Source organism: Aliikangiella aequoris, assembly GCF_053709105.1.
Window position 1 is genome coordinate 3,682,812 of the sequence record NZ_CM132298.1, and the last position, 23,807, is coordinate 3,706,618.

The following is a 23,807-nucleotide window of genomic DNA, read 5'->3' on the forward strand; positions in this document are numbered from 1 at the left end:
CCATCAATTTTTTCGCTACTCTAACAAAATCGAATAACTTTAACTAGCTTGCAAAGTTAATGATTGTTTAACTAGATCAAAATCGTGCGTAGTAATTTCGTGCCTATTCGCAAAAGGGTCGCAAAAATACAACGACCAAGTGACTTTATGATTTTTAACTTTAACGCTGACGTTATGGTGCCTAAGCTGTGCTATCCAATTGATAAAGCTAGTACCGTCACATGCCAGCGCTAGGGAATTTGAAGGTGTTTGGTCTTGGCGCGTAAATAGCGCTAAATGAATAGTCTTTGACTCATCTGCTATGGTTAACGGACCGGCGTTTGGTAGCAAGAATTGCAACGAGTCTACCACCTTAAACCCAAGCACTTGCTGATACCACTTAACGGCCTTTTGTTTGTCGTCTACGTATAGGTGGAAATGATCGATTCCGGTAAATTTTGCGGCTAACATCGGTAATCTCCTAATGAATTTATTGGGTTATTTTTTACTCATAGTGGCATTGAAAATTTTGCTGAACCGACTCCAAAAGCCAAACTGATTTTCCAACCCAGAACCGAATAATTGAGGTTGTTCGGTAGTTGATTCTAAGTTATTGACCTGTTTTAAATTATCAATAACTCGATAAGTTGTTGCTAGTGCCATAATGATTTCCTGATTTGATTTAAGTTGAGAAAAAGTGTAAAACCTATAGTTAACTATAGGTCAAGAGCTTTTTTCAATGGCAGATAAAAATCAAATCTCGGCGGGGCTAAGTGTTGGGCAAATCGCTAAACGAGCGGACGTGTCCGTGCAAACGGTTCATTTTTATGAGTCAAAAGGATTAATTACCAGTAGCCGTAATGCTGGCAATCAAAGGCGCTTTAATAGCAGTACCTTACGGCGTATCGCAATTATTAAAACCGCACAGCGATTAGGTATTTCTCTAAATGAAATAGGCGAGGCCTTTAAGTTACTACCAGCCAACAAGTCACCAAGCACACAAGAGTGGAAAAAAATGTCAGCGGGCTGGCGCAATAAACTGCAACAAAGAATTGATCAGCTGAGTCAACTGCGCGACGAATTAGACACTTGTATAGGTTGTGGCTGCCTTTCAATTAAAAATTGCAGTTTAAGAAACCCGCAAGATACCGCTGCTTTAACAGGCAGCGGTGCAGTTTTTTGGAAACAAAAATAGGCCAGTTGCTAGCATAGCCTGTTAAATCGTAATAATTATGCTCTTAAATATCGTGCAGCTAAAGCAACTAACGGAGCGCCTGTAGGTTTTCCATGTTGCCAGTCGCTTCCTTCTACGCCACTGCCCGCAATATCAATATGAGTGTAGGGCAGCGGACTCTCGGTGCGCGAGCCATGTTGGTCAAGCCCAGAAGATAGTGCTAAAAATGCCATTGGGAACTGGTGCCCACGAGCCACTGAAACCGAAGGTCCATTGTTAGATGACAAAACATCATCGGCAGCGGTTCTAGGCTTTATCATGTTCCAGTCTTCGCGTCGTGAGCGGCCTACCTCAACCCCATCACCCCAACTTTCGCCCGCTTGCTCAAGCTTATTCGCCATTTGAATATCTCTAGCAGGACCGTTTTCAATCATAATAGTGTAAGGCCCAGCGGCTAAAGCAGCATGACCCGTTAAGGTCGCAACCGTCATTAATTCTGGTGCTGTTTCTTTTAAGGCTTGTACTCTAGAGTGCGAGAGTAAATCAGCCATGACGAGTCGGCCCTCGGCATCGGTATTGCCAATTCGCACCCGAACACCCGCATGAGAAGTAATAATTTCGTCGGCAACAAAGGCATTGGCGCCTATGCTATTTCTTACTACACCTAAGCTTGCAACCACTTTAATACCTTTAGGTTTTAGCTCAGCGATGGTTTTAACAAAGCCAGCAACCGCCGCAGCTCCGCCTTTATCGCGGCTCATACCAGCCATATGTCCGCCGGTTTTAACATCGGCACCGCCAGTATCATAGGTAACCGCTTTTCCCACTAAAAAAAGCGTCTTTTGAATAGGGCCTTCCGGCTGATAAGTTAAATTAACCACTCTTGGTTGATGGCGCTCTACTTGATTAGAGCAACGCGCCACAGCCGCTAATAACGGGTATTCCTTTTCAATGATTGAATAATCAGCAATGACTTCAGTGGTAACACTAGTACCAGCAAAGGCGTCTTTACAATAGTCAGCAAATCCCGGAGGCGCAAATTGTTCAGGCTCTGTACCGGCTAAATCTCTAGCGAGTCTTCGACCAGCCTCCACCGCAGTTAAAAAGTTAACATCAACCTCGCCCTTTGGGTCAAATAATGTGATCGAATTAACCGGCTCTAACTCGGTTTCATTCCCAGCTTGGCGTGCTTCTAGTGGCTGCCATAAAGCTTGGCAGGCACTTAAATAAGCAACCTCAAGCGCATTTTTAAATACTGAGTCTTGGGGAGCACCTTCAACAATGATAATGGGATTTTTAGCACCAGCATTTTTAGCAATTAAAACGCCTTGCGCTGCGGCATCGCCAAAGTTTCTCACGTCGTCATAGTCACGTTCAATTGGCCCAACTGCTGCGTAAACTAAGCGCGCTCCCGATAAAGCTTCAGCGCCCACTAATAAAGCCTCTTTACCAATTCGCTGATCGATCTTGGCGGCTTTTTCAATAACAGCTGAAATTTCTGCTGAGGATTCGCAATGAGCGTTCGGCGATACTAAAATCACACAGTCATTTGCTTGGTTACTATTTAAAAATGCACTTTTATCACTGTTACAGTGCAACTTAGGGAATCCCATACTGTCTCCTTGTTGTGACACATTGCGTTACGACCTAAGGCCGCAACCTTCTTATTAATTCAATTTATTTTTCTTGGTTTTTCTTGAGTTGTTTTAATAGCGCTTTACGCAACCCGGTCACTTCATCCGCTTGCTCTTTAGTTAACGGATGAATCGATTTAATGGTACATTTTTGTTGAGGCATACCCGCCGTAGATATTGAGTCGAAGCCAGATTGTAGCGAGCTACCAAAACGGTTGTTAACGACTATTCCATGTGCGTGCTCTAATTCAAAGCAACTGGTGTGTAGCGTTAACAAATAGTTGCGCGATACCGAAGTCGAAATAATTAAATGATTACTATCTAATGATCGCCATCCGTGAAATTTAAAGGCGCTAATACGTTCTACTGACTCTATTTTATGCTTAGCGACATAATCGCTATATAGTTGCGCACGCTGTTTCGCTGTTGTTTGTTGACCAGCACAGGCAACCAGTAAGTTAAGCATTAAAAATACCGCAATTAATCGAATCACACTAACCTCCAATTAAAATGTTAAGTCTTAGCAAATATCAAGACTTGACTAAATGCCGCGCTTAAGATTAACCGTTACTTGTTTAAATTTAACGAGCGGCTCATCTTAACTAGAGTAAGCCGCTTAAGCGTTAAAGTTTTTCTAAAACATATTCTGCTTTAGAAACTTCGAATTCCTTGGGCGCTTCTTCAAACACATGGGTTATTGTGCCATTATCAATAATCATCGCAAACCTTTTACAGCGCTTACCCATTCCAAAGCCACTCGCATCAAGCGCTAAATCTAACGCCGCCGTAAACTCTGCGTTGCCATCGGCTAGCATAGTTAGCTCTTGCGCATTGCTAGCGGCTCCCCAAGCTTTCATTACAAATCCATCATTTACAGACATACAAACAATGCGCTCAACCCCTTTCGCTTTAATTTGATCAGCTAACACAACATAACCAGGTAAGTGGGCCTCTGAGCAAGTTGGTGTAAACGCGCCTGGCACTCCAAATAAAACCGACTTTCCTGAACCAAACAGTTCACCGGTATTTATATCTTGCATTTCACCTGCAACAACAACCTTTACATCTACCGCTGGCACTTGAGAATTAGCTTGAATAGTCATCTTATTAGTCCTTAATTAAACGTTAATTATCAGAATGTTAGTAAGCTAGCCATGGACCAATTTACGGCCAAGGTTTAAGCTTTAAGTCGTCTCTAGCTTAGCACCAATATCAATTAACAACCAAGCCTAATCACAGGATTTGGCGTAACATTGAAACATGAGATTTCCCGCTTTGAAGCTTACGACCAATTAACATGCCGATTGCAAGTCTGGCTTAAATGCAGTATTTTTCTATTTCTAAAATACTTATGCCGACGCTGTAGTTTGCTTAATCAGTAGTAGCGGTGCGCACAATAATACATCGCCAACGGAGAGCTCTAGAATGAGAAAAACCGCTAAATTTACCCTCGCTGCTAGTTTAATATTCAGTTGTTTGAATCCCTTAGTTGCAAAGCAAAAAAAGCCCTACTTTGAAGCCCTTGAAGTTACTCCCGGTTTGCATATGTTAATTGGCGTGGGTGGTTTCACCGGCGGTAACATTGGCCTATCAAGCGGCGTTGACGGCGTCGTAATGATCGATGACTCTATGCCACCACTTTTAGATTCAATGCAAGAAGCGATTAAATCAGTCACCGATAAGCCTGTCGACTTTTTAATTAATACCCATGTACACGGCGATCACACTGGGAATAATGCGGCCATGGGTAAAGCAGGAACTCACATAGTTGCACATGAAAACCTACGTAAACATTTGCTTAATAAAGGCATTACAACCAGCGAAGGCAATAAACCAGCACCTAAATCAGCCTTACCGGTAATTACCTTTGCGCAAGAGATGAGTTTTCATTTAAATGGAGATGAAGCCCACTTATTTCATGTTAGCCACGCCCATACCGACGGCGACGCGGTCATTCACTTTAAAAAAGCTAACGTAATTCATACTGGCGATACCTTTTTCAACGGCCTATTTCCCTACATTGACGCTGATAGCGGCGGTAGTCTAGACGGATATATTGCCGCACAGAATAAAATCTTGGCAATCGCCAACCCTAAAACCAAAATTATTCCAGGGCATGGACCTTTAGCAACGGCAAAAGATTTGCAAGCATCAGTTGATATGCTAGTTGATTGCAAGGCCATCGTTAAACGACTGGTTGACTCGGGTAAATCTGAAGCCGAGATTTTAGCTTTGGATCCATTGAAAAAGTATACCGACAAGTGGAGCTGGGGCTTTATTACCACTGAAAAAATGACCAAACAAATCTATCGCGGCTTAACTCAGCAGCAAGCAAAAAGCGCACATTCTCATTAAAAGTCCATTTAAAGGCCCGAACTTCGGGCCTTTTCTGAGGTATGTCACTTGCTCAAAGTAATTATGCTGGGTAGCTTTTTAGTCTTTATTATTTCTTTTATTCAAAGAAATGACTTTGATCCTAACCGAAAAATTGACCCGCTTATTTTACAACCGCCTAAACAAACTTCAATTGAACTGGACCCTATTACGGCAAGCATTGACGGTGCGCAATACCAAGTTCAACCACTTTATGATTATGAAATTTATGGCATGCTGGTCTCTTACCGTCATCACAACAGCCAATACGGTTTGCACCAACAGTGGGGCGATAAATTAAACATCGCCGATTTATGTATTGTGTGGAGCGAAACTGCCACTAACCCTTTTCTAAACCAAATCAATTTTTGGAATGGACAGTTCACTTGCAATGTCGACACTGCAAGCGACAAAGCATGGAAGCACTTTAAAATGGAACAACTTTCTAATAATCACATTATTACTAACAACGCCCAAATTCGCGATCAAATTCGTGACTTGAATATCGGCGATCAAATCCGTATTACCGGCTGGTTATCTAGCTACCAAGGTGAAAATGGCAACCAAAGGGGCACAAGCACAACCCGAACAGACACAGGCGATGGAGCCTGTGAGACTATTTGGGTAAATGATATTGAAGTACTTGTAAAATATGTTAGCAAAGCGGCTAAATTAATGTACCTGTCTGCGCTTATTTTCGTTGTATCACTCATTTATTACTTTATATCGCCCTTTAGAGTCAGCGAGCCTTGATTTTAAAAGCTTAAATTGATGCGACTATTCGCTTTGCCATTCAATTTGAATGAGCAGTGCAAGAACGACAAATTTATGTATAATAAGTCGTCATAAATTAGACCAATAGCATGACTTTTATCTGTATTTTACTTCAGTTAAAAAAACTCTAAATCATTCTAAAATTTTATCTACAACAGGCTATTTCATGAACGAAAATTTAAAAAAGGTTGTCATAGTTGGCGGTGGTGCATCGGGTTGGATGTCTGCTTCTATGCTAATAAAAATTTTTGGTAATCAGCTAGATATAACCTTAGTAGAGTCCGAACAAATCGGAATTTTAGGGGTTGGTGAAGCCACAATTCCCACAATTTCACTTTTTAATCAAAAGCTCGGTATAGATGAAGTAGACTTTGTAAAAGCAACCCAAGGCACCTTCAAACTGGGTATTCAATTTGAAAACTGGGACAAAATAGGCAGCAGTTATATTCATGCTTTTGGCCAAATGGGCGCAAGTATTGGGCCAAGCCAATTTCATCATTACTGGTTGCGAGACCAATTAAGCAATAGTCAAACTAACTTGTGGGACTACTCAATCAATGCAAAGCTTGCTAAAGAAAATAAATTTGCAAAATTTAAGAACCAAGCAAACAACCCTATTACCGAACTCCAATATGCTTATCATTTTGACGCTCAGCTTTATGCAAACTACTTAAGAAACTACAGTGAAAAATTAGGCGTCAAAAGAATTGAAGGAATCGTTAGCCAAGTTAATAAAAACTCAGAAAATGGATTTATAGAGTCTGTGTTACTAAAAAATGGACAAGAAGTTTGTGGCGACTTGTTTATTGATTGCACTGGATTTAGAGCTCTACTCATAGGTGATAGTTTAGGTATTGAGTATGACAACTGGTCAAAGTGGCTACCAATGAATAGTGCGGTAGCAGTACCTTGTAAAACAACCAAGCCAATCAGACCTTACACTCGCTCAATTGCGCATAAAGCGGGTTGGCAGTGGGAAATACCACTCCAACACAGAGTAGGAAACGGTCACGTATTTTGTAGCGACTACATCAGCGATCAAGATGCTACCGATACCTTAATGCAAAACATTCAAGGGCCTGCGCTTGCCGATCCTAGAGTGTTAAAATTTACCACCGGAAAAAGACATAAGTTTTGGGAAAAGAACTGCGTGGCTATTGGCTTATCTTCTGGATTTTTAGAACCATTAGAGTCAACCGCTTTGCATTTAGTGCAAGCAAGTATAGTTAGACTTGTTCAACTATTTCCAAATACTGGTATCAATCAAGTTGATATTAATGAGTATAACCGCCAAGCAGATAGCGAATATGAAAGAATTCGAGATTTTATTATCTTACATTATATAGCGACCGAGCGTAATGACTCTCAATTTTGGATAGACAGACAATCAATCGACATACCAGATAGCTTGCAACACCGAATTGAACAATTTAAAACTAAAGGCAGAATCTCTAAGTATCAAGATGATTTGTTTAGCGAAGTTGCCTGGCAACAAGTTTTAATAGGGCAGGGAATAAAGCCAACATCATACGACGCACTGGCCGACTTAATGCCGCCAAACGATTTAACTACAAGGCTAAATTTTTTACGTAAAAATGTAGACAGTATCGCTGACAAAATACCCAACCATGAGGAATTTATTGCTCAATACTGCGCCGCAGATAAAATGTAGTGAAGTAGTCACTTGGCGACTCTTCACTAATGCGGTGTTAATAAAAAAATAAATTCATTAAAGGAATTTAAATGCGATGACCAAAACGATTAACATAGCATGGGGAAATGCAATGGTCGGCCGTATAGCCTGACAGAAATAAGTTTTAAACAAGCCCAATATCCCTGGGCGGTTTACATTAAACTCAGAATTAAATTGATAGGCTGACAATTCCGTTTGAGTATTCAATGATTTTTCAATTTCAGTCAAACGCGTTTCAATTCGCGCTTGATAAGTTTTCCAAATGGCGTCTTGCAGCCAAATACTTGCAAGCACAGCTAAGGACAAAATCAATTGAATTTTCCAATAAAACATTGTCAAAAAAACGCTGAAAGAAAATAACTTAATTAATAAAGAGAACTTTTCATAACTATCAAACTGCGTTTGCAAAAGCTGCCACTCTGCGCTTAGCTCTTTACGGTTGATATTGATATTTTGCAAAATTTTCTCCAGTAAGTGATTCTCTAAAAATAAAAAAAGCGAGCTATTCACTCGCTTTTTTTATAGCGTACTATAATATCAAACTACCGATACTCATCCGGTGACGGACAAGCACACATTAAGTTACGGTCACCGTATACATCATCTATACGATTAACACTTGGCCAAAACTTTCTTCCTTCTTGGCCTTCCACTGGGTAAATTCCTTCTTTTATAGAATAGGGCTTATCCCAGTTAAGCAAATCAACTTGAGTGTGCGGTGCATTCGTTAATGGGTTGTTATCTGCTTGCCATTCACCATTGCGCACTTTTTCAATTTCTTGCTTAATCGAAATCATTGCATGAGCAAAGCGCTCAATTTCAACTAAAGGCTCACTTTCTGTTGGCTCAATCATTAAAGTTCCTGCAACAGGAAAAGACATAGTTGGTGCATGAAAGCCATAATCCATTAGGCGTTTTGCAATATCCACTTCGGTAATACCCGTTTCAGCTTTAATCGGGCGCAAGTCGACAATACACTCATGAGCGACTTTATCGTTGCGGCCTTTATATAATATTGGATAGTGCTCTGATAATTTTTTAGTTAAATAATTAGCATTTAATAGCGCCATTTTAGTGGAGTGCGCCAGTCCTTCGTTACCTAACATGGCACAATACATCCATGATATGGGTAATATGCCACCGCTACCAAAGGGTGCTGCAGATACAGCGCCATTAGTTTCACCGGTATTAGCAATTTTACGTACGCTATGGTTAGGTAAAAATGGCGCAAGGTGTGACTTAACCCCAATAGGGCCCACACCCGGTCCACCGCCACCGTGTGGAATAGAGAATGTTTTATGTAGGTTTAAGTGAGAAACATCTGAGCCCATTATGCCAGGAGAGGTAATACCTACTTGTGCATTCATATTGGCGCCATCCATATACACTTGACCACCATGCTGGTGAATCACCTCGCATATATCTTTAATTTGCTCTTCGTAAACGCCATGCGTCGATGGATAAGTAATCATTAAACAAGATAAGTTATCTGATACTTGCTCTGCTTTCTTTTTAAGATCTTCGAAATCTACGTTGCCTTCGTTATCACAATTAACAATAACAACTTTCATATTCATCATTTGCGCACTCGCCGGGTTAGTACCATGCGCAGAACTTGGAATTAAACAAACATTTCTATGACCTTCATTACGGCTTTCGTGATATTTTTTAATTGCCAATAAACCAGCGTACTCTCCTTGCGCACCAGAATTTGGCTGCATAGAAACCGCATCGTAACCCGTAATTTCAGCTAGCCAATTTTCTAACTCGGTAATTAGGGCTTGATAACCTTGAGTCTGAAACTCTGGTGCAAAAGGGTGGATATGCCCAAACTCTTTCCAAGTGATAGGTATCATTTCTGAAGTTGCATTTAACTTCATAGTACAACTTCCCAAAGCAATCATTGCATGCGTTAAAGATAAATCTTTGTTCTCTAGATGCTTTAAAAATCGCAACATTTCAGTTTCAGAGTGATGCGTATTAAACGTTGGATGAGTCAAAAAATCAGTGGTGCGCAATAAGCCTTTTTCGAAAGACTCATGTTTAGCCGCGTCTTGATCTAATCCTTCAATATCTAAAACTTGTTTGCTTCCGCTAATAATTGTAAACAACAATTGAATTTCTTCAGGTGTGGTCGACTCATCAATACTTAATCCTAAAGTACCGTTAGTGTCTATTCGCAAATTGATTTCAGCTTCTGTTGCTCGGGCAATTATGTCATCACGCATATCGCCAGCATCTATTGTTAAGGTATCAAAGTAAGTTTGGTTAACTACTTTTATCCCTGCATTGACTAAGGCGTGGTTTAATATTCCGGCCAAGCGGTGAATACGATAGGCAATTTTCTTAAGACCTTGAGGCCCGTGATATACCGCGTAAAAAGCCGCAATGTTGGCTAGCAATACTTGCGCTGTACAAATATTAGATGTGGCCTTTTCGCGGCGAATATGTTGCTCTCGAGTTTGCATTGCCATGCGATAAGCCTGGCGTTTATTTGAGTCTATAGATACCCCAATAATTCGTCCCGGAATTGCGCGTTTAAACTGATCGCGGGTAGCAAAAAATGCCGCATGCGGGCCACCAAATCCAACGGGTACACCAAACCTTTGAGACGAACCTAGTACAATATCAGCGCCCATTTCGCCAGGTGCTTTTAGCATTACTAAGCTCATAATGTCGGCACCAACAGCAACAATGGCTTTCATTTCATGAAGCGCAGCAATAATTGTTTGTAAATCGATCACTTCGCCGGTTTTATCGGTGTACTGAACATAAGCACCAAACACATCATGGTTAGCTGCTTCGCGCGCATTCCCCATAATAATTTCAAACCCATAGTGCTCTGCACGGGTTTTAATGACGTCAATTGTTTGTGGAAAAGCATTTTCATCAACAAAAAACTGATTCGATTTTTTATTTTTAGTCACTCGTTTAGCCATTGCCATGGCTTCTGCAGCAGCGGTAGCTTCGTCAAGTAAAGAAGCACTGGCTAACTCCATACCAGTTAAATCAATGGTCATTTGCTGGTAAGTAATAATGGCTTCTAATCGACCTTGAGCAATTTCTGGTTGGTAAGGCGTATAAGCGGTGTACCAACCTGGGTTTTCCAATACATTACGTAAAATAACCGTTGGCGTTTTAGTGTGGTAATAGCCCATTCCAATAAATGAACGGTAAACTTTGTTCATGGAAGCATAGCGACCAATATCGTCTAACGCTTGTTGCTCAGTTCGAGCAGAAGGAATATTAAGATCTTCTGGCAACCGAATTTTATTTGGAACTGTCTTTTCGAGTAATTCATCAAGAGAATTCAACCCCAAATACTCTAGCATTTGCTGAGTTTCTTGTTCATCTGGGCCAACATGTCGCTGAATAAACTCTTGGTTGTTGGATAGTTGATGCAATGTTTGGTTCATATCTTTACTCATAAATTACCGAAAAGGTCGCTTTTTTCGGGGCTTGAAAAACTGAAAAAGCCCCGGATATTCCCGAGGCTTAATCTTTAAAGGCTATTTTATCAGCCGTTGTAGGTATAACTCGCTAATTAATCTTCAATTTCGGCAGAGTAAGCTTCTGCGTCTAACAGATTATTTATTTCAGACTCTTCAGAAGGCTTCATTTTAAACATCCAGCCATCATCATAAGGAGAAGAGTTGACAGTTTCTGGTGCATCTTCAAGCGCTTCATTGACCTCAATAATCGTTCCAGACAATGGGGCATAGATGTCTGAAGCGGCTTTTACTGATTCAACCACGGCAATTTCATCTTCTAAAGCAACTTCGCTATCGATTTCAGGTAATTCAACATATACCACATCTCCCAGTAATTCTTGGGCATGGTCGGTAATGCCAACAGTTACACTGCCGTCATCTTCTAAGCGAATCCACTCATGTGAACTAACGTATTTTAGGTCGGTTGGAACATTACTCATGCTTAATTCCTCAAATTTACTCAATCATTAAATGCTAAATCATTTATTGGCGCAGATTTTACACCAAAGCTTGGCCTTTGCGAACAAAACTCGGCTTAACCACCCTAGCAGGGACTAATTTGCCACGAATTTCCAACATCACTTGGTCACCAGTTTGTTTGGGAACTCTTGCCATACCAATACTTTTCTTTAATGTAGGTGACATAGTGCCACTTGTTGTTTCACCTTCACCTACACCTTCAACAACCACTTTCATATGCGAGCGAATAACGCCTTTACCTTCCAGCACCAGACCAACTAACTTGTTCTTAACGCCAGCTTCTTTTTGCGCTAATAAGGCCTGTTTGCCTATAAAGTCTCGCTCCGCTGGCTCCCAAGCTATAGTCCAAGCCATGTTGGCTTCTAAAGGAGAAACGGTTTCGTCCATGTCGTTACCGTATAAGTTCATACCCGCTTCTAACCGCAGAGTATCTCTGGCGCCTAGTCCACAAGGTTTAACACCTACAGCGACTAATTTATCCCAAAACTCGGCCGCTTGAGATACCGGCAGCATAATTTCGTAGCCGTCTTCGCCGGTATAACCAGTTCGCGCGATAAAATAGCCTTCGCAATCTGCTGCTACAAACACACCTAATCCCGCCACGGCTTCTTGTTGTGCGGCACTCAATACTTGATTTGTTTTGGCAATCGCGTTTGGCCCTTGCACTGCAAGCATTGCAAATTCATTATTTTCTGCAACTTCTACTTCAAACTTAGTCGCTTGTTGGCTCATCCAGGCTAAATCTTTTTCACGTGTAGAAGCATTCACCACTACGCGATAATTCGTTTCGCTGATGTAGTAAACAATTAGATCGTCAATTACGCCACCGGCTTCATTTAGCATTCCACTATAAAGTGCTTTACCTGGTGTGGTTAACTTGGCGACATCGTTTGCTAATAAATATTGCAAATAAGCTTTTGCCTGGGCGCCAGTCACATCTACAGTGGTCATATGAGATACGTCAAACATGCCGGCATCTTGGCGCACTTGATGATGCTCGTCCATCTGTGAGCCGTAATGTAGCGGCATATCCCAACCACCAAAATCTACGATTTTAGCGCCGGCTTGAAGATGACATTGGTAAAATGGGGTTTGCTTACTCATTCACTAAGTTCCTAAGCGATTTTAATGACCGCGAATTATACAGATCTCTCTTAGTAATGAGAACTCAGACAACGACCTTTTTGTTATAACTTATTCTCTAAAGTAGCAAAGCAACCTCAACAAAAGGTTATAACAGATAGGTTTGAACTCTATTGTGCTGCTAAAAGCTACCAACTACCGGTATTTGGCATAGAATCCCAGGGGGCCTGTGGCGACAGTGCTTCGCCTTTTTGGAGTAGCTCAATAGAAATACCGTTAGGATCTTTTACAAAGGCCATGTGACCATCGCGTGGTGGCCGGTTTATGACCACACCCATCTCTTGCAAATGCTCGCACAGCGCATAAATATCTTCCACGGCAAAGGCCAAGTGACCAAATTGATCACCTTGGGTATAGACTCGCTCGCCCCAGTTATGGGTAAGTTCAATCATGGGGCTATCTTCACTTTCACCAATAAAATAAAGTGTAAACTCACCTTTGGGAACATCACGCTTTTTAATTAATGATAACCCTAATCCCTCTAGGTAAAATTTAAGTGACTCTTCAGGACAGTTGGTACGGATCATTGAGTGTAAAAATTTCATGCTAAACCTTTTTATTAAAGATTGTTTTCCACTAGGAGAATAACTTAAAACTTATAAACGGCCTTTTTGACAGCATTCAATTAATGCAAATAAGGCTTTGTCATTTGGGCTTTTTTCTATGAGCTGCTGATACATTTGAACTGCCATTTCAACGTCGCCTTCACGATACTTTTTCCAAGCGAGTATCATACCCCTTTGGTTTCCGGCTTTCTCTTTTTTTAATGACACAGTATCAGTGTTATAAACTTCATATAAAGTCACTTTTTTTGCTTTACCTTTTATATGGCAAGTGGCAATAAAGCGTAGATCAAATGCGGATAAATTTTCTAGTTGGCGCTTGGTTTCTTCGGTAATTAATATTTTGGTACCAAAGACTTTCGTCATAGACTCTACTCTAGCCGCTGCGTTTACCGTATCTGAAACCACGGTCGCATCCATTCTAGACTGAGTGCCAACGGCCCCTAACATCATCTTACCAGAGTGTAGCCCTAAACCAACATTAATCGGCGGTAAGCCTTTGTCGAGCATCTTTTTGTTATATTGATCAAGGGCAACTAACATTTCATTGGCAGCCATTAATGCTGCCTCAGCACCATTTGGAAACAGCGCCATAATGCCGTCGCCCAAATACTTATCAATAATTCCGCCACGCTGATTAATCACCGGCGCTATTTGACTTAAATAGTGGTTAATAAACCGGAAGTTAGCTTGCGGTGACATTGATTCAGACAAAGTAGTGAACCCACGGATATCACAAAACAAAACTGTCATTTCTCTTTCGCAACAGTCGCCCAGTGCAATATCGCTAACCCCATTACTACTTAGCTGCTTCAACAATTGGTGAGGGACAAAGCGGCTATAAGACTTGTTTAGTTGAATCAATTCACTCCGGCTTGTTTGAATGCGGGTTAACATGAGGTTGAACTGATCTGCTAAAAAGCTAAAACTACCAAACCCTTTAGTTGATAGCTTAAAACTAAAGTCATTTGAAATTAACCGGCCGATAGCAATATTCAATTGTTCTAATGGCCCGGTAATTTTTCTGGCAAAAAATATTGCCGCGAGCATTAGCGCTACAACCATTAAGCTAATTTCAAAAATTACCGACTGTAAAAAGCTATTCCAAAAAGCACCGACTTGGCGGGCGCTAATATGACTAACTAATAATACTTTCTTTTTAGACTCACTCGCTAAAGGCACAACAACAGTAATTTCCCGTTCTATTTCAGATTGCTTTTTGATTTTACGAACAATGGACTGACTGCTTAAAGCTTGCTTTAATTCTGCATAAATAGGGTGGGTAAGACTTAAAAAGGTGCCGGGCCAATAAAGCTTTTCACCGGCGCTTACATAACGTAATTGTGCTGGCATGGTGGTATTAAGGTTCAAACTCAACTGATAAGGCGTGTTTTTGCTTGCGCTTAACTCAATCTGCTTATTGCCTAATTTAAAATGGCGATTATTTTGGGTGGAAAACACTAATTGATTATTAATCAGGAGATCCGTGCGCGAAGGCTTTCGACTGCGATCTATCTTTAAGCTTGCTTGAAAAACTTGCTTGTTAGCTTCAATTTCAATTCTTCGCAAAAACTGATTGCCATGTAAAAATTTTAATTGACCATCTACTTCAAATAAATGCAGCGTAAAATCTCGAGTAGCGAGTTGAATTTGATCTTGTTGCGCTGTTTGAGAGTTAAACCCATATTTTAACCCATCGGTATCACTAACTACGGAAAACAGATGATCAGGATTAAGTGAAGCACTCGACCGAGAGTAATGATTAAAGGTTTGCGACAACCACTGAAAATACTCGTCACTGCTGGTTGGATTTAGCACAATTTGGTTATGCTTTTTTTGATCAATAAAACTCGCAAACACCTGGACTTGCTGGGCTTTGTTTTGCGCTAGAAATTGAAGCTGAAAGTAATATAAGTTGTGGTAAATATAGTAGCAGCCCACCACTAAAATAATTCCGACGATCATCAAAAACCAGCTAATTACATAGCTTCTAAACTGTCTACCGGTTTTTATTCGCATACTGTTCGCATACTAGGTATGTCCTCTTTCACTACCTGAACAGCTGCGCTAGCTGTTTCGAAAGGTGCTGCTAGTGTCGGTCATCCTATTTGACTCTTCATTAATGTTTTTATCACTTTAACATAACCAATTTAACAAACTTGAGATATTTTCACCATTTTAATCATTACCGACCAAGTTAGAATCCCATCGCCTGTTTTATTAATAGCGACTTGATGCTCGAACTACGGTTTATTTGAGATACCGCTAGGTTTCTAAACAGCGTAGTGGGCAAATTTTGCGCCGCATAAATAGATTTAAGCCCAGACATTGCGTGTAAAGTCGCCTGATTGTAAAACTTACGTTCGCGCTCAAATGGTCTTAGATAAGCACGTAGCCCAAAGTCTTTGTGCTTTAGGTTCAACTGCGCTATTAAGTTAGCCAAACTGGCAACATCTTGAAAGCCCAAGTTAACTCCTTGGCCCGCCAAAGGGTGAATAGTATGTGCTGCGTCACCAATTAACGCCAACCTTTCGGCAAGATAATCTTGGGCATGTTTGGCCGATAAAGGAAAGCTTGCAACATTAGACAATAAAGTTACCTCACCTAAACGCGCCCCAAAAAACCGAGCTAGTAACGCAGCAAACTCGGTATTTAATTGATCGGCTATTGCTTCATAAGTGGCATTGTCGAGTGACCACACAATTGAACACAAATGCGGATCAACTAAAGGCAAAAAAGCCACCGGACCACTTGGTGTAAACCTTTGCCATGCAGTCTGCTGGTGCGGATGAGCTGTTTTTACAGTGGCGACCAGCGCCCTTTGAGCATAGTCTGTTTGGTTTACTTGCACCCGTGCAAGCTGTCTGAGTTGAGACTGACCGCCATCTGCACCAATAACCAGGCGGCACTGAGTGAAGCGACCGTCTTCTAACGCTAGTTCGTTATAGCTAGAATGAGTCAACATTGCCTTAATCGCGACATTATCGATAATATCAACATCGCCTTGCGCTTGTAGTTGTTTTAACATTGCAGCGCGAAGCACTTTATTTTCTAAAATGGTACCCAAAAATGGCTGTGCAACCTCAGCCGCATCAAATTCAATTTGAGAGGTACCATCAGCTTCCCAAACGTGCATTTTATCGTAATAGCTGACTCTTTCTGACGGCAAATGCTGGGTCACACCTAAACCGCCTAACCAATTAAAATTAGCCGGGTTAATCGCACTCACTCGATTATCAATTTGCTCTGCTTCGCATGAACCTAAACAGTCAGATGTGTCAATATCGCGCAGCGGATACTTTTCGAATAAAGCAACTTTTAATTGGCTTTGCTGCAAGCTTAGCGCCATAGCCAAGCCAACTAAACCGCCGCCTACTATGACAATGTCATATTGTGTTTGCATTGTCTTTCACCTTCACCCTGTGCGCTGGATTTACCGCCGTTAAATTGCCTAAACCTCTTGCTAAGCGAGAGCTTCTGCCACTAAAACCCATAGCGTTGTTAGCTAGTGACTGCTTACTCCAAAAACAACGATTTACCCATTTCATGGCTAAATTTCGCATCACCACCAATGGCATAAAATCCTGCGAAAACAGTCTCACTAAAGTATCGGTAGCTGTGACTGTTTGCTCCCAGTCTTGCCTTCTACTTTCGGCAAAGGCTTGCGTTAAATGACGACACTGTTGCTCAGTAAATTCTATTTTAGACCCTGGCTTTGAGGATACACTCATTAATAGCTCAATAAGCAAATCGTTTAATCCGGCAACATCACGTAAAGCCAAATTTAAACCTTGTCCGGCAATGGGGTGCAAAGTATGACAAGCGTTCCCCAACAGTAAAACTCTGTCGGCAAAAGGGCGTGTCGCCATATGTAAACTCAGAGGGTAGCTAACCCGCTGACTTGCTTTGGTTAGCTTTCCTAAGCGATATCCAAACTCAGACTGTAATTTAGCTAAAAACTGGGTGTCAGAGAGCGACATAGTGGCTTCCGCTTGAGCTGCAGTTTGACACCATACTAAGCCCATTTGATTAGATTTAAGCGGTAGCATCGCTAACGGACCTTGCAAGGTAAACCGTTCGAAAGCGCTATTTAGATGCGGCTTTTCGCAAATGACATTAGAGATAACTGCACTTTGTTGGTAGGGCGAGCGCTCAATAGCAATACCACAGAACTGTGCAACTTTTGAAAAAGTACCATCCGCAGCTAGCACAAGCTGGGTGTTTATATTTATATCTGGCGTACTATCAAGCGAAGTTAAGCTTAATGTTGCGCCCTGCGCGTGCTTTTCTATTTGGCTTAGTTTAGCCGGGCAAAAAACGCTAATATTGGCGTATTGGTTCAGTTGTCGCCACAACACCGGAATTAAGGTTTCTAGGGTAACAACTTGGCCTAACGCAGCAACCTTATGTTCATTCGCATTAATTCGGGTAAACCCAAATTGACCTTGATCAGAAACGTGAATATTTTGAATTGGGGTGGCAATTTGCGCTGCTTCAATGGGCTGCCACAACTCTAAAGACTGCAAAATTTTAATACTCGAAGCAGACAGTGCTATGGCTCGCTGGTCTAAACTATTACTGTGCGGATGTTGACTCGAGTGCTGCTCAACAACCGCAACCGACAGCCCCAGTTGGGCAAAGCTAATAGCGGCCGTTAAACCAACAACTCCGGCGCCTATAATGCTAACATCAAATTGCTGCATTAATTTGCCTCATCGTTACAGGTTATTGGGTGTGCCATTAGCTGCTCAATTTCTGCGACTGTTTTGGGCACTTCGTCGGTGAGAACTCGGTTCCCTTTTGCGGTTATTACCACGTCGTCCTCAATGCGAACTCCAATTCCCCAATATTTTTTATTTAAGCCTTTAGTTCGCGGGGTAAAATAAAGCCCAGGCTCCACTGTTAGTACCATACCTTCTGCCAATTCACGCGGCTCTCTGTCTTGCATATAATCACCAACATCATGCACATCTAAGCCAATCCAATGTCCAGTTTTATGCATATAAAAGGGCCTGTAAGCTTCACCTTCAAGTAACTCTTCAAGATCGCCTTGTAGTATGCCTAGGGTAATTAAGCCTTCTGTTAATACACGCACCGCCGCGTCATGGGGAGCAGACCAACTATTGCCGGGTTTAGCTGCATCAATCGCAGCTAAATTTGCGCTAAGTACAATTTCATAAACCGCTTTTTGAACTTCACTAAAGCGCCCGTTAACGGGAAAGGTACGGCTAATATCGGCAGCATAGTGTTGATATTCTGCGCCGGCATCAATCAGTAAAAGGTCACCATCATTAAGCACATCACTATTTTCTACATAATGCAAAATACAAGCATTGGCACCGCCAGCAACAATCGAAGAGTAGGCCTCATAGCGCGCACCCCGTTGTGCAAATTGATATTTTAGCTCTGCTTCTATCCTTTGCTCAGTCATTCCAGGCCGACAAATACCCATAGCTGCTTTATGAGCCAAAGCCGATATCTGCGCTGCCTTTTGCATAACCTCGATTTCTGCTTTGCTTTTTATTAAACGCAAATCATGTAAAAAATGGCTTAAATCAATGAGTTCACCTGGCGGGTTAGCGCCTTTTTTTACTAAAGCTCTAAACGAACTTATCCAGCCCATAATTTTTTGGTCAAAGTCATCATGGTTGCCAAATTCGTAGTAAATTCGCTCTCGACCTTCCATTAAGCCTGGCAAAATATCATTGATGTCATCGATAGGAAAAGCGTCATTACAGCCAAAGTTTTTCTTTACTCCGGCTTGCCCTTCACGACGCCCATGCCATGACTCCATATGTGGATCTTTTTCACGGCAAAACATGACATATTCTCCGTGCTCCCTTCCTGGAAGCAAGACCAAAACGGCTTCTGGCTCGTTAAAACCGGTGAGGTAATAAAAGTCATTATCTTGGCGAAAAGGGTAGTAAGTATCGCGACTGCGAATTTTTTCCGTGGCTGAAGGTAAAATGGCAATTGAATTATTACCCATTAAATCCATTAACTCGCGCCGCCGTCGAGCGTATTCGGCTCTCGAAATTATCGTGTTATTCGCAACGCCCATTCAATATCCTAAGCAATATGCTGCAACTCAGCCGAAGCTTCTCGCAGTCTAGTGTAAAGTACTGTCTTTTGGTGCAGCAGGTAGGTGTTTAATTACCATTTCCCAATAAATTAATTGTACCGCAACTTTAATATGCTCTATTAAAGTAAACAGCGCTGCACGTGATTCTTCTGTGTCATCGGCTGATAACTCTAAATTAGAAATTTCAGCTAAATCCATTAAAGATTCATTCACTTCTCGATTATCAATTTTTTGCTGACCCACTTGCAAACCAAAGCCTAACAAAAAGCCCTCGCTCCATGCAATTAAGGCTTCTAGTTGATCAATAGGGGCGAAGCTTTCATCAGGTAAAAATAACGGTGATAGCGTTTCTTGCTGCCCAAGTTCATTATCGGTCCAAGCCATGAGCTGCTGCATCGCCTGAGTGGCTTCTGCGCTAAGTGGTTCACCGTGATGAATTACATCAGAAACAAGGGGAAGCCAAGCGTTGCTATTAGTTTTATAACCGCCACAAAGTAAACCACATAAGATAGATTGTACTTCCGCAGCGCTGGTTTCGCATTCAATATCGGCTAACAAGCCCTCTACAAATTCATAGTCAAATTCCAGTTCAAAACTGGGTTTTATTGGCGTATCCACTGATTTATCCTCTAAAAAGCTGTTTTATAGCAAATTCTTGCGCATTTTTATGATTATACCATTGACCGCAAAGGTCATGCGCTCTATATTAAAATCATTCTAAAAAACAATAGTTTGCCATGGATACTTCAAATCTTTCACAACTGGAAACTCGTATTTCTAAACTGCTAGAAATGTACCAGAGTCTACAATCCGAAAACTCCCAGTTGCGACGCGACCGCGACAGCTTGATCGAAAAGAATAAGTTGGCTAGCACTAAAATTGAAGCCATGATTAATCGACTTAAAGATATGGGCTAATCAATGTCTGAAATAAAGCCAGTTACCGTGCATATAATGGGCAATGAATATCATGTGTCTAGCCCCGAAGATCAAGTAGAAGCACTTGAGGAAGCCGCCAGAAATTTAGATAAGCGCATGCGCGAGATAAAAGCAGGTGGTCGCATAGTTGGCACCGAACGTATTGCGGTAATGGCAGCACTCAACCTGACCTATGAAGTCCAAACCGGCGACCCAAGCAGCTCGCAAGCAATCGAAGACGCAAACCAAAGAGTACAAGCTTTAACCAATAAAATTGATACAGTTTTAGCGGAAAATGCCCAATTAGAACTCTAACTATTAATAAATTAGCTGCTTTATTATTAAAATAATTTTCGTAAAATCAAACGCTTAATGCTTTATATTTAATCTTAGCTAGCCAGTCTAGGTTAAAAGGCGTTACCATAGTTGCAGCCATCGCCTGTCTTGTGCGCCAAGCTGTTGTAGTCCTTGAGCCGATAATCTTATCTCTGGGAGTTCTTGTTAGTTCATGGTGTGCAAGTCCGGCTCGTATCGGAAAGCCTGATTGAAGTACGGAATTCCCCCCTGAACCCTCGGGTTCATGGGCGAGACCAGCAAACGGCAAGATGGGTGATGTCTTTATCAATCTTATAGCTATCAATTTTACGTCTAAAACTTACCGGACAACGGTTAAAGCACACCACAGAATTCCCTTAGGTTAAATGATGGAAAGCGCAATCGAAGCCCAAAAGCAATCAATAAGAAACCACATAAGAAAAGTAAGGCAATCGATAAAGCCACAATTAAACCAGCAACTCGCCAATCAGCTCGCCCAACAAGTTGCACAACACAGCCACTATCAACGGGCTAAAAATATCGCCTGCTACTTGTCTTTTGACGGTGAAATTAATACTCAGCCACTAATTCAACAGATCTTTAATGATGCAAAATTGTGCTTTTTACCAAAATTAAAGCCATTAAAGCCAAATAGACTCTGGTTTATGCCTTATTTTAACGACCAAACGTTAGTTAAAAACCGCTTTAACATTTGGGAGAGCGCATTATCGGTCAATCATGCCATTGCGGTATCAAAGCTGGATATTATTTTTGCACCATTAGTCGCTTTTGATTTAAGCGGCAACCGATTAGGTATGGGCGGCGGATTTTATGATCGTAGCTTGCAGCATCTCCAAGGGGCGGCCAAAAAACCACGCTTTTATGGACTAGCATTTGCTCAACAAGAAGTCGCCAGCATTCCAAAACAAGCTTGGGACTATCCGCTAGACGGCGTATTTACGCCACAAGGTTTGGTATCGTTTATAGAGTAGATTCTGCTCAAAAGTCACACATTAAACGGAAACACTGCACAATTAAAGCGGAAGAAGTTCACAATTAGGAAGAATGAGAATGAGTAGAAAAGAAGCCTTCAAATCGAATAAACAATAATGCTTGAAGGCCTTTCGCTGCGCCAAATTAAATTGGCTAAATTTTTAGTCATTGCTTTAAATTAAGCAATTACTCAACTGCTGATACCTGAACATTCGCATGAACGGGCGTTTCCGCAACACTCACACTACTAAAACTCGACAAAACCATGCCGATTCCAAGTAACGCAGCCAGAACAACTAATATATCTGGTTTACGTTTCATTTGGATCTCCAAATTGCCCGAGGGCGATTTTTATTCTTATTTAAACTAAAAGGAGTCCCTTGCCATATTGCTTGCACTTCGAGGGTTTGTAAGTCGAACAATGGCTAACTTATAGCTAACAAACTAAAAATTAAACGATTCGAATTTCAACACTTCGGTAAGTAACTTAACTATTATTCCTTTACTGGCCTGAAATAAAACAAGTTTTTTCAAGCGGACACACAACATACTCCTGTTTTTTGACAGGATCAAGAGAGAATGGCATTTTTTTGGCTATTTACTAAACAGTTCACATTTATATTCTGAAAGTTTCATTTCTGAAGATGTTTAAAGGCTGTATAATTGCCGACCAACAAGTTGAAATTTTTCTACTTTTCAAGCTTGCGAGTGAATCAGCCCTCTCTTAATTGTGATTAAAAATTTATTGGAAACTAAGCTATGCAAAGCCAACAACAACTCAAAATCGACGCCGCAAAAGCCGCCTTAAAATATATTGTAGACGGCGAAATCATTGGCATTGGCACAGGTTCCACAGTAAATTGTTTTATCGATTTACTAGCCCAACATAAGCACCGAATTAAAGCGGCCGTTTCAAGTTCAGAAGCCTCCACAGTGAAACTTAAAGCGTTAGGGATTGATGTTATTGATTTAAATGAAGCTGCTGATATTCCTGTTTATATTGACGGAGCAGATGAAGCCAATCAAAGTTTAGATTTGATTAAGGGCGGTGGTGGCGCTCTAACTCGAGAAAAGATTATTGCTGCAGTAGCACAAAAATTTGTATGTATCGCAGATGAGTCTAAATACGTTAAAACGCTTGGCGAGTTTCCATTGCCGGTAGAAGTCATCCCCATGGCACGCAGTTATGTAGCAAGGGAGCTAGTAAAACTAGGTGGCGATCCGGTTTACCGACATGGCTTTCAAACAGATAACGGCAACGTCATTTTAGACGTACACAATTTAGCCATTACTCAGCCAAAGATTCTAGAAGCAGAAATCAACCAAATCACTGGAGTGGTCACCAATGGGTTATTCGCACGGCGCGCGGCGGATCACTTAATCTTGGCCACTAGTGACGGGATAAAAGAGTACTAAATAATTATGTGTCGGGCGAATATCTCAACCAAGTAGACATTCGCCCATACCAAAGTAGTGGGGCTGATTTTTAGAGAGTTGCGGCGCTACGCCAAAGAAGAGACAATAATCATACCCCATGACGATTTCGCTCTAATCTTAAAACTTCTTGTGTCGCCTCCGCTCCCCTAAGTGTACTTTCCAATTTTTTGCCAATCTATTTTCAACCTAAAAAATAAAGCCACTAGCGCAAGCGACCTAGTTAAGTTGCAGAGCTTTGATTGACTCGACTTTTAAAGTTGGCTACCTGACTAATATATTTAGCCTCATTATAGCCTTCTGAGCAATTAGCATGGATACAGCCACGATAGTTCATACCAAGGTACGCAAACGTATCCCTTATTGATGCTTCAAAAGATTCAGCGACTTCAACACTTGATGAAGTACAAATGATAAAACCATTCTTTCCGCGCAACATCCGCCCTAGATGTTTTAATTCTGCTACGTCAAGTAAGTCGGATAATCTGTCTATAAATATTTTTAGTTGAGCGCTTACAGAGTACCAGTAAACTGGGCTAGCAAAAATAATATTCTCAAATTTAACAATCGTTTCAATTACAGAAACAAAATCGTCGTTTTTATTGTTATGACTATAATCAAATGGCAGAATTTTTAGACTAGCGAGATCGACTACTTCAAAGTCTAATTCTTTGGCAATCCAGTCGGTCAACTTTCCTGTATTGCCATTGCGCCGTGAGCTTCCAAATAATGCGATTGTATTACTCAATAATTTGTCCTCAA

At 41.3% G+C, this 23,807-nt stretch carries 25 protein-coding genes and 1 other RNA gene; 9 read left to right on the forward strand and 17 right to left on the reverse strand.

The annotated features are described in order from the left end of the window. Nucleotides 1-39 precede the first annotated feature (39 nt). Both ACUR5C_RS15970 and ACUR5C_RS15975 read right to left on the reverse strand, forming a co-directional pair. Nucleotides 40-450, reverse strand: coding sequence for a VOC family protein (locus ACUR5C_RS15970; RefSeq protein WP_454466185.1), 411 nt, complete (start codon nucleotides 448-450; stop codon nucleotides 40-42). 27 nt (nucleotides 451-477) lie between these two features. Then, nucleotides 478-642, reverse strand: coding sequence for a hypothetical protein (locus ACUR5C_RS15975; protein ID WP_454466186.1), 165 nt, complete (start codon nucleotides 640-642; stop codon nucleotides 478-480). A gap of 76 nt (nucleotides 643-718) precedes the next feature. Here ACUR5C_RS15975 and soxR point away from each other — a divergent pair, with 76 nt between their 5' ends. Beyond that, nucleotides 719-1,174 carry a redox-sensitive transcriptional activator SoxR gene (gene soxR / locus ACUR5C_RS15980; RefSeq protein WP_454466187.1) on the forward strand — a complete coding sequence of 152 codons (456 nt, stop codon included), beginning with the start codon at nucleotides 719-721 and terminating at the stop codon, nucleotides 1,172-1,174. A 35-nt stretch (nucleotides 1,175-1,209) separates the two neighbouring features. Here soxR and ACUR5C_RS15985 read toward each other — a convergent pair whose 3' ends face one another. From ACUR5C_RS15985 to ACUR5C_RS15995, 3 genes are all read right to left on the reverse strand, one after another. Then, on the reverse strand, nucleotides 1,210-2,766 hold the full coding sequence (locus ACUR5C_RS15985; protein WP_454466188.1) for a M17 family metallopeptidase: 1,557 nt from the start codon (nucleotides 2,764-2,766) through the stop codon (nucleotides 1,210-1,212). A 64-nt stretch (nucleotides 2,767-2,830) separates the two neighbouring features. After that, the gene (locus ACUR5C_RS15990) at nucleotides 2,831-3,280 is read right to left on the reverse strand and encodes a DUF6491 family protein (protein ID WP_454466189.1); all 450 of its coding nucleotides are present in this window, start codon (nucleotides 3,278-3,280) and stop codon (nucleotides 2,831-2,833) included. 130 nt (nucleotides 3,281-3,410) lie between these two features. Further along, the gene (locus ACUR5C_RS15995; RefSeq protein WP_454466190.1) at nucleotides 3,411-3,890 is read right to left on the reverse strand and encodes a peroxiredoxin; all 480 of its coding nucleotides are present in this window, start codon (nucleotides 3,888-3,890) and stop codon (nucleotides 3,411-3,413) included. Between the two features lie 322 nt (nucleotides 3,891-4,212). Between ACUR5C_RS15995 and ACUR5C_RS16000 the strand changes: the two genes are divergently transcribed. The 3 genes from ACUR5C_RS16000 to ACUR5C_RS16010 all read left to right on the forward strand — a co-directional run bounded on the left by ACUR5C_RS16000 (nucleotide 4,213) and on the right by ACUR5C_RS16010 (nucleotide 7,606). Then, nucleotides 4,213-5,142, forward strand: coding sequence for an MBL fold metallo-hydrolase (locus ACUR5C_RS16000; protein WP_454466191.1), 930 nt, complete (start codon nucleotides 4,213-4,215; stop codon nucleotides 5,140-5,142). A gap of 48 nt (nucleotides 5,143-5,190) precedes the next feature. Next, nucleotides 5,191-5,913 (forward strand): hypothetical protein, encoded by a 723-nt coding sequence (locus ACUR5C_RS16005; RefSeq protein ID WP_454466192.1) that lies wholly within the window; start codon nucleotides 5,191-5,193, stop codon nucleotides 5,911-5,913. Nucleotides 5,914-6,100: 187 nt separating this feature from the next. Beyond that, a complete protein-coding gene (locus ACUR5C_RS16010) occupies nucleotides 6,101-7,606 on the forward strand; it encodes a tryptophan halogenase family protein (RefSeq protein WP_454466193.1) in 1,506 nt (501 codons plus the stop codon). 57 nt (nucleotides 7,607-7,663) lie between these two features. Here ACUR5C_RS16010 and ACUR5C_RS16015 read toward each other — a convergent pair whose 3' ends face one another. The 10 genes from ACUR5C_RS16015 to ACUR5C_RS16060 all read right to left on the reverse strand — a co-directional run bounded on the left by ACUR5C_RS16015 (nucleotide 7,664) and on the right by ACUR5C_RS16060 (nucleotide 20,004). After that, nucleotides 7,664-8,086, reverse strand: a complete 423-nt coding sequence (locus ACUR5C_RS16015) for a hypothetical protein (protein ID WP_454466194.1) — start codon at nucleotides 8,084-8,086, stop codon at nucleotides 7,664-7,666. An 83-nt stretch (nucleotides 8,087-8,169) separates the two neighbouring features. After that, on the reverse strand, nucleotides 8,170-11,043 hold the full coding sequence (gcvP, locus tag ACUR5C_RS16020; protein WP_454466195.1) for an aminomethyl-transferring glycine dehydrogenase: 2,874 nt from the start codon (nucleotides 11,041-11,043) through the stop codon (nucleotides 8,170-8,172). A 128-nt stretch (nucleotides 11,044-11,171) separates the two neighbouring features. Further along, on the reverse strand, nucleotides 11,172-11,558 hold the full coding sequence (gcvH, locus tag ACUR5C_RS16025) for a glycine cleavage system protein GcvH (protein ID WP_454466196.1): 387 nt from the start codon (nucleotides 11,556-11,558) through the stop codon (nucleotides 11,172-11,174). Between the two features lie 58 nt (nucleotides 11,559-11,616). Next, nucleotides 11,617-12,702, reverse strand: coding sequence for a glycine cleavage system aminomethyltransferase GcvT (gene gcvT, locus ACUR5C_RS16030; RefSeq protein ID WP_454466197.1), 1,086 nt, complete (start codon nucleotides 12,700-12,702; stop codon nucleotides 11,617-11,619). 167 nt (nucleotides 12,703-12,869) lie between these two features. Next, nucleotides 12,870-13,286 (reverse strand): VOC family protein, encoded by a 417-nt coding sequence (locus tag ACUR5C_RS16035; RefSeq protein WP_454466198.1) that lies wholly within the window; start codon nucleotides 13,284-13,286, stop codon nucleotides 12,870-12,872. A gap of 51 nt (nucleotides 13,287-13,337) precedes the next feature. Then, nucleotides 13,338-15,323, reverse strand: a complete 1,986-nt coding sequence (locus tag ACUR5C_RS16040; RefSeq protein WP_454466199.1) for an adenylate/guanylate cyclase domain-containing protein — start codon at nucleotides 15,321-15,323, stop codon at nucleotides 13,338-13,340. 178 nt (nucleotides 15,324-15,501) lie between these two features. Continuing rightward, complete coding sequence (locus tag ACUR5C_RS16045) at nucleotides 15,502-16,707, reverse strand: UbiH/UbiF/VisC/COQ6 family ubiquinone biosynthesis hydroxylase (RefSeq protein ID WP_454466200.1); 1,206 nt, start codon at nucleotides 16,705-16,707, stop codon at nucleotides 15,502-15,504. Then, nucleotides 16,691-18,007 (reverse strand): 2-octaprenyl-6-methoxyphenyl hydroxylase, encoded by a 1,317-nt coding sequence (gene ubiH, locus ACUR5C_RS16050; RefSeq protein ID WP_454466201.1) that lies wholly within the window; start codon nucleotides 18,005-18,007, stop codon nucleotides 16,691-16,693. Before ubiH ends, ACUR5C_RS16045 begins: the two co-directional genes overlap by 17 nt. Beyond that, nucleotides 18,007-19,365: a Xaa-Pro aminopeptidase gene (pepP, locus tag ACUR5C_RS16055; protein WP_454466202.1), complete on the reverse strand. Its 1,359-nt coding sequence runs from the start codon at nucleotides 19,363-19,365 to the stop codon at nucleotides 18,007-18,009. Before pepP ends, ubiH begins: the two co-directional genes overlap by 1 nt. Nucleotides 19,366-19,413: 48 nt before the next feature. Beyond that, nucleotides 19,414-20,004 carry a UPF0149 family protein gene (locus tag ACUR5C_RS16060; protein ID WP_454466203.1) on the reverse strand — a complete coding sequence of 197 codons (591 nt, stop codon included), beginning with the start codon at nucleotides 20,002-20,004 and terminating at the stop codon, nucleotides 19,414-19,416. A 119-nt stretch (nucleotides 20,005-20,123) separates the two neighbouring features. Here ACUR5C_RS16060 and zapB point away from each other — a divergent pair, with 119 nt between their 5' ends. From zapB to ACUR5C_RS16080, 4 genes are all read left to right on the forward strand, one after another. Further along, nucleotides 20,124-20,303, forward strand: a complete 180-nt coding sequence (zapB, locus tag ACUR5C_RS16065) for a cell division protein ZapB (RefSeq protein WP_454466204.1) — start codon at nucleotides 20,124-20,126, stop codon at nucleotides 20,301-20,303. Between the two features lie 3 nt (nucleotides 20,304-20,306). Next, complete coding sequence (locus ACUR5C_RS16070; protein WP_454466205.1) at nucleotides 20,307-20,618, forward strand: cell division protein ZapA; 312 nt, start codon at nucleotides 20,307-20,309, stop codon at nucleotides 20,616-20,618. A 118-nt stretch (nucleotides 20,619-20,736) separates the two neighbouring features. Beyond that, nucleotides 20,737-20,919: non-coding RNA, 6S RNA (gene ssrS / locus ACUR5C_RS16075), on the forward strand. Between the two features lie 88 nt (nucleotides 20,920-21,007). Next, nucleotides 21,008-21,610: a 5-formyltetrahydrofolate cyclo-ligase gene (locus ACUR5C_RS16080; RefSeq protein ID WP_454466206.1), complete on the forward strand. Its 603-nt coding sequence runs from the start codon at nucleotides 21,008-21,010 to the stop codon at nucleotides 21,608-21,610. Between the two features lie 187 nt (nucleotides 21,611-21,797). Here ACUR5C_RS16080 and ACUR5C_RS16085 read toward each other — a convergent pair whose 3' ends face one another. Then, nucleotides 21,798-21,932 (reverse strand): hypothetical protein, encoded by a 135-nt coding sequence (locus ACUR5C_RS16085; protein WP_454466207.1) that lies wholly within the window; start codon nucleotides 21,930-21,932, stop codon nucleotides 21,798-21,800. Nucleotides 21,933-22,370: 438 nt separating this feature from the next. Here ACUR5C_RS16085 and rpiA point away from each other — a divergent pair, with 438 nt between their 5' ends. Continuing rightward, a complete protein-coding gene (rpiA, locus tag ACUR5C_RS16090) occupies nucleotides 22,371-23,027 on the forward strand; it encodes a ribose-5-phosphate isomerase RpiA (RefSeq protein ID WP_454466208.1) in 657 nt (218 codons plus the stop codon). A gap of 241 nt (nucleotides 23,028-23,268) precedes the next feature. On the opposite strand, the gene ACUR5C_RS16095 is transcribed toward rpiA, so the two are convergent. Continuing rightward, complete coding sequence (locus tag ACUR5C_RS16095) at nucleotides 23,269-23,793, reverse strand: flavodoxin family protein (protein WP_454466209.1); 525 nt, start codon at nucleotides 23,791-23,793, stop codon at nucleotides 23,269-23,271. Nucleotides 23,794-23,807: the final 14 nt, after the last annotated feature.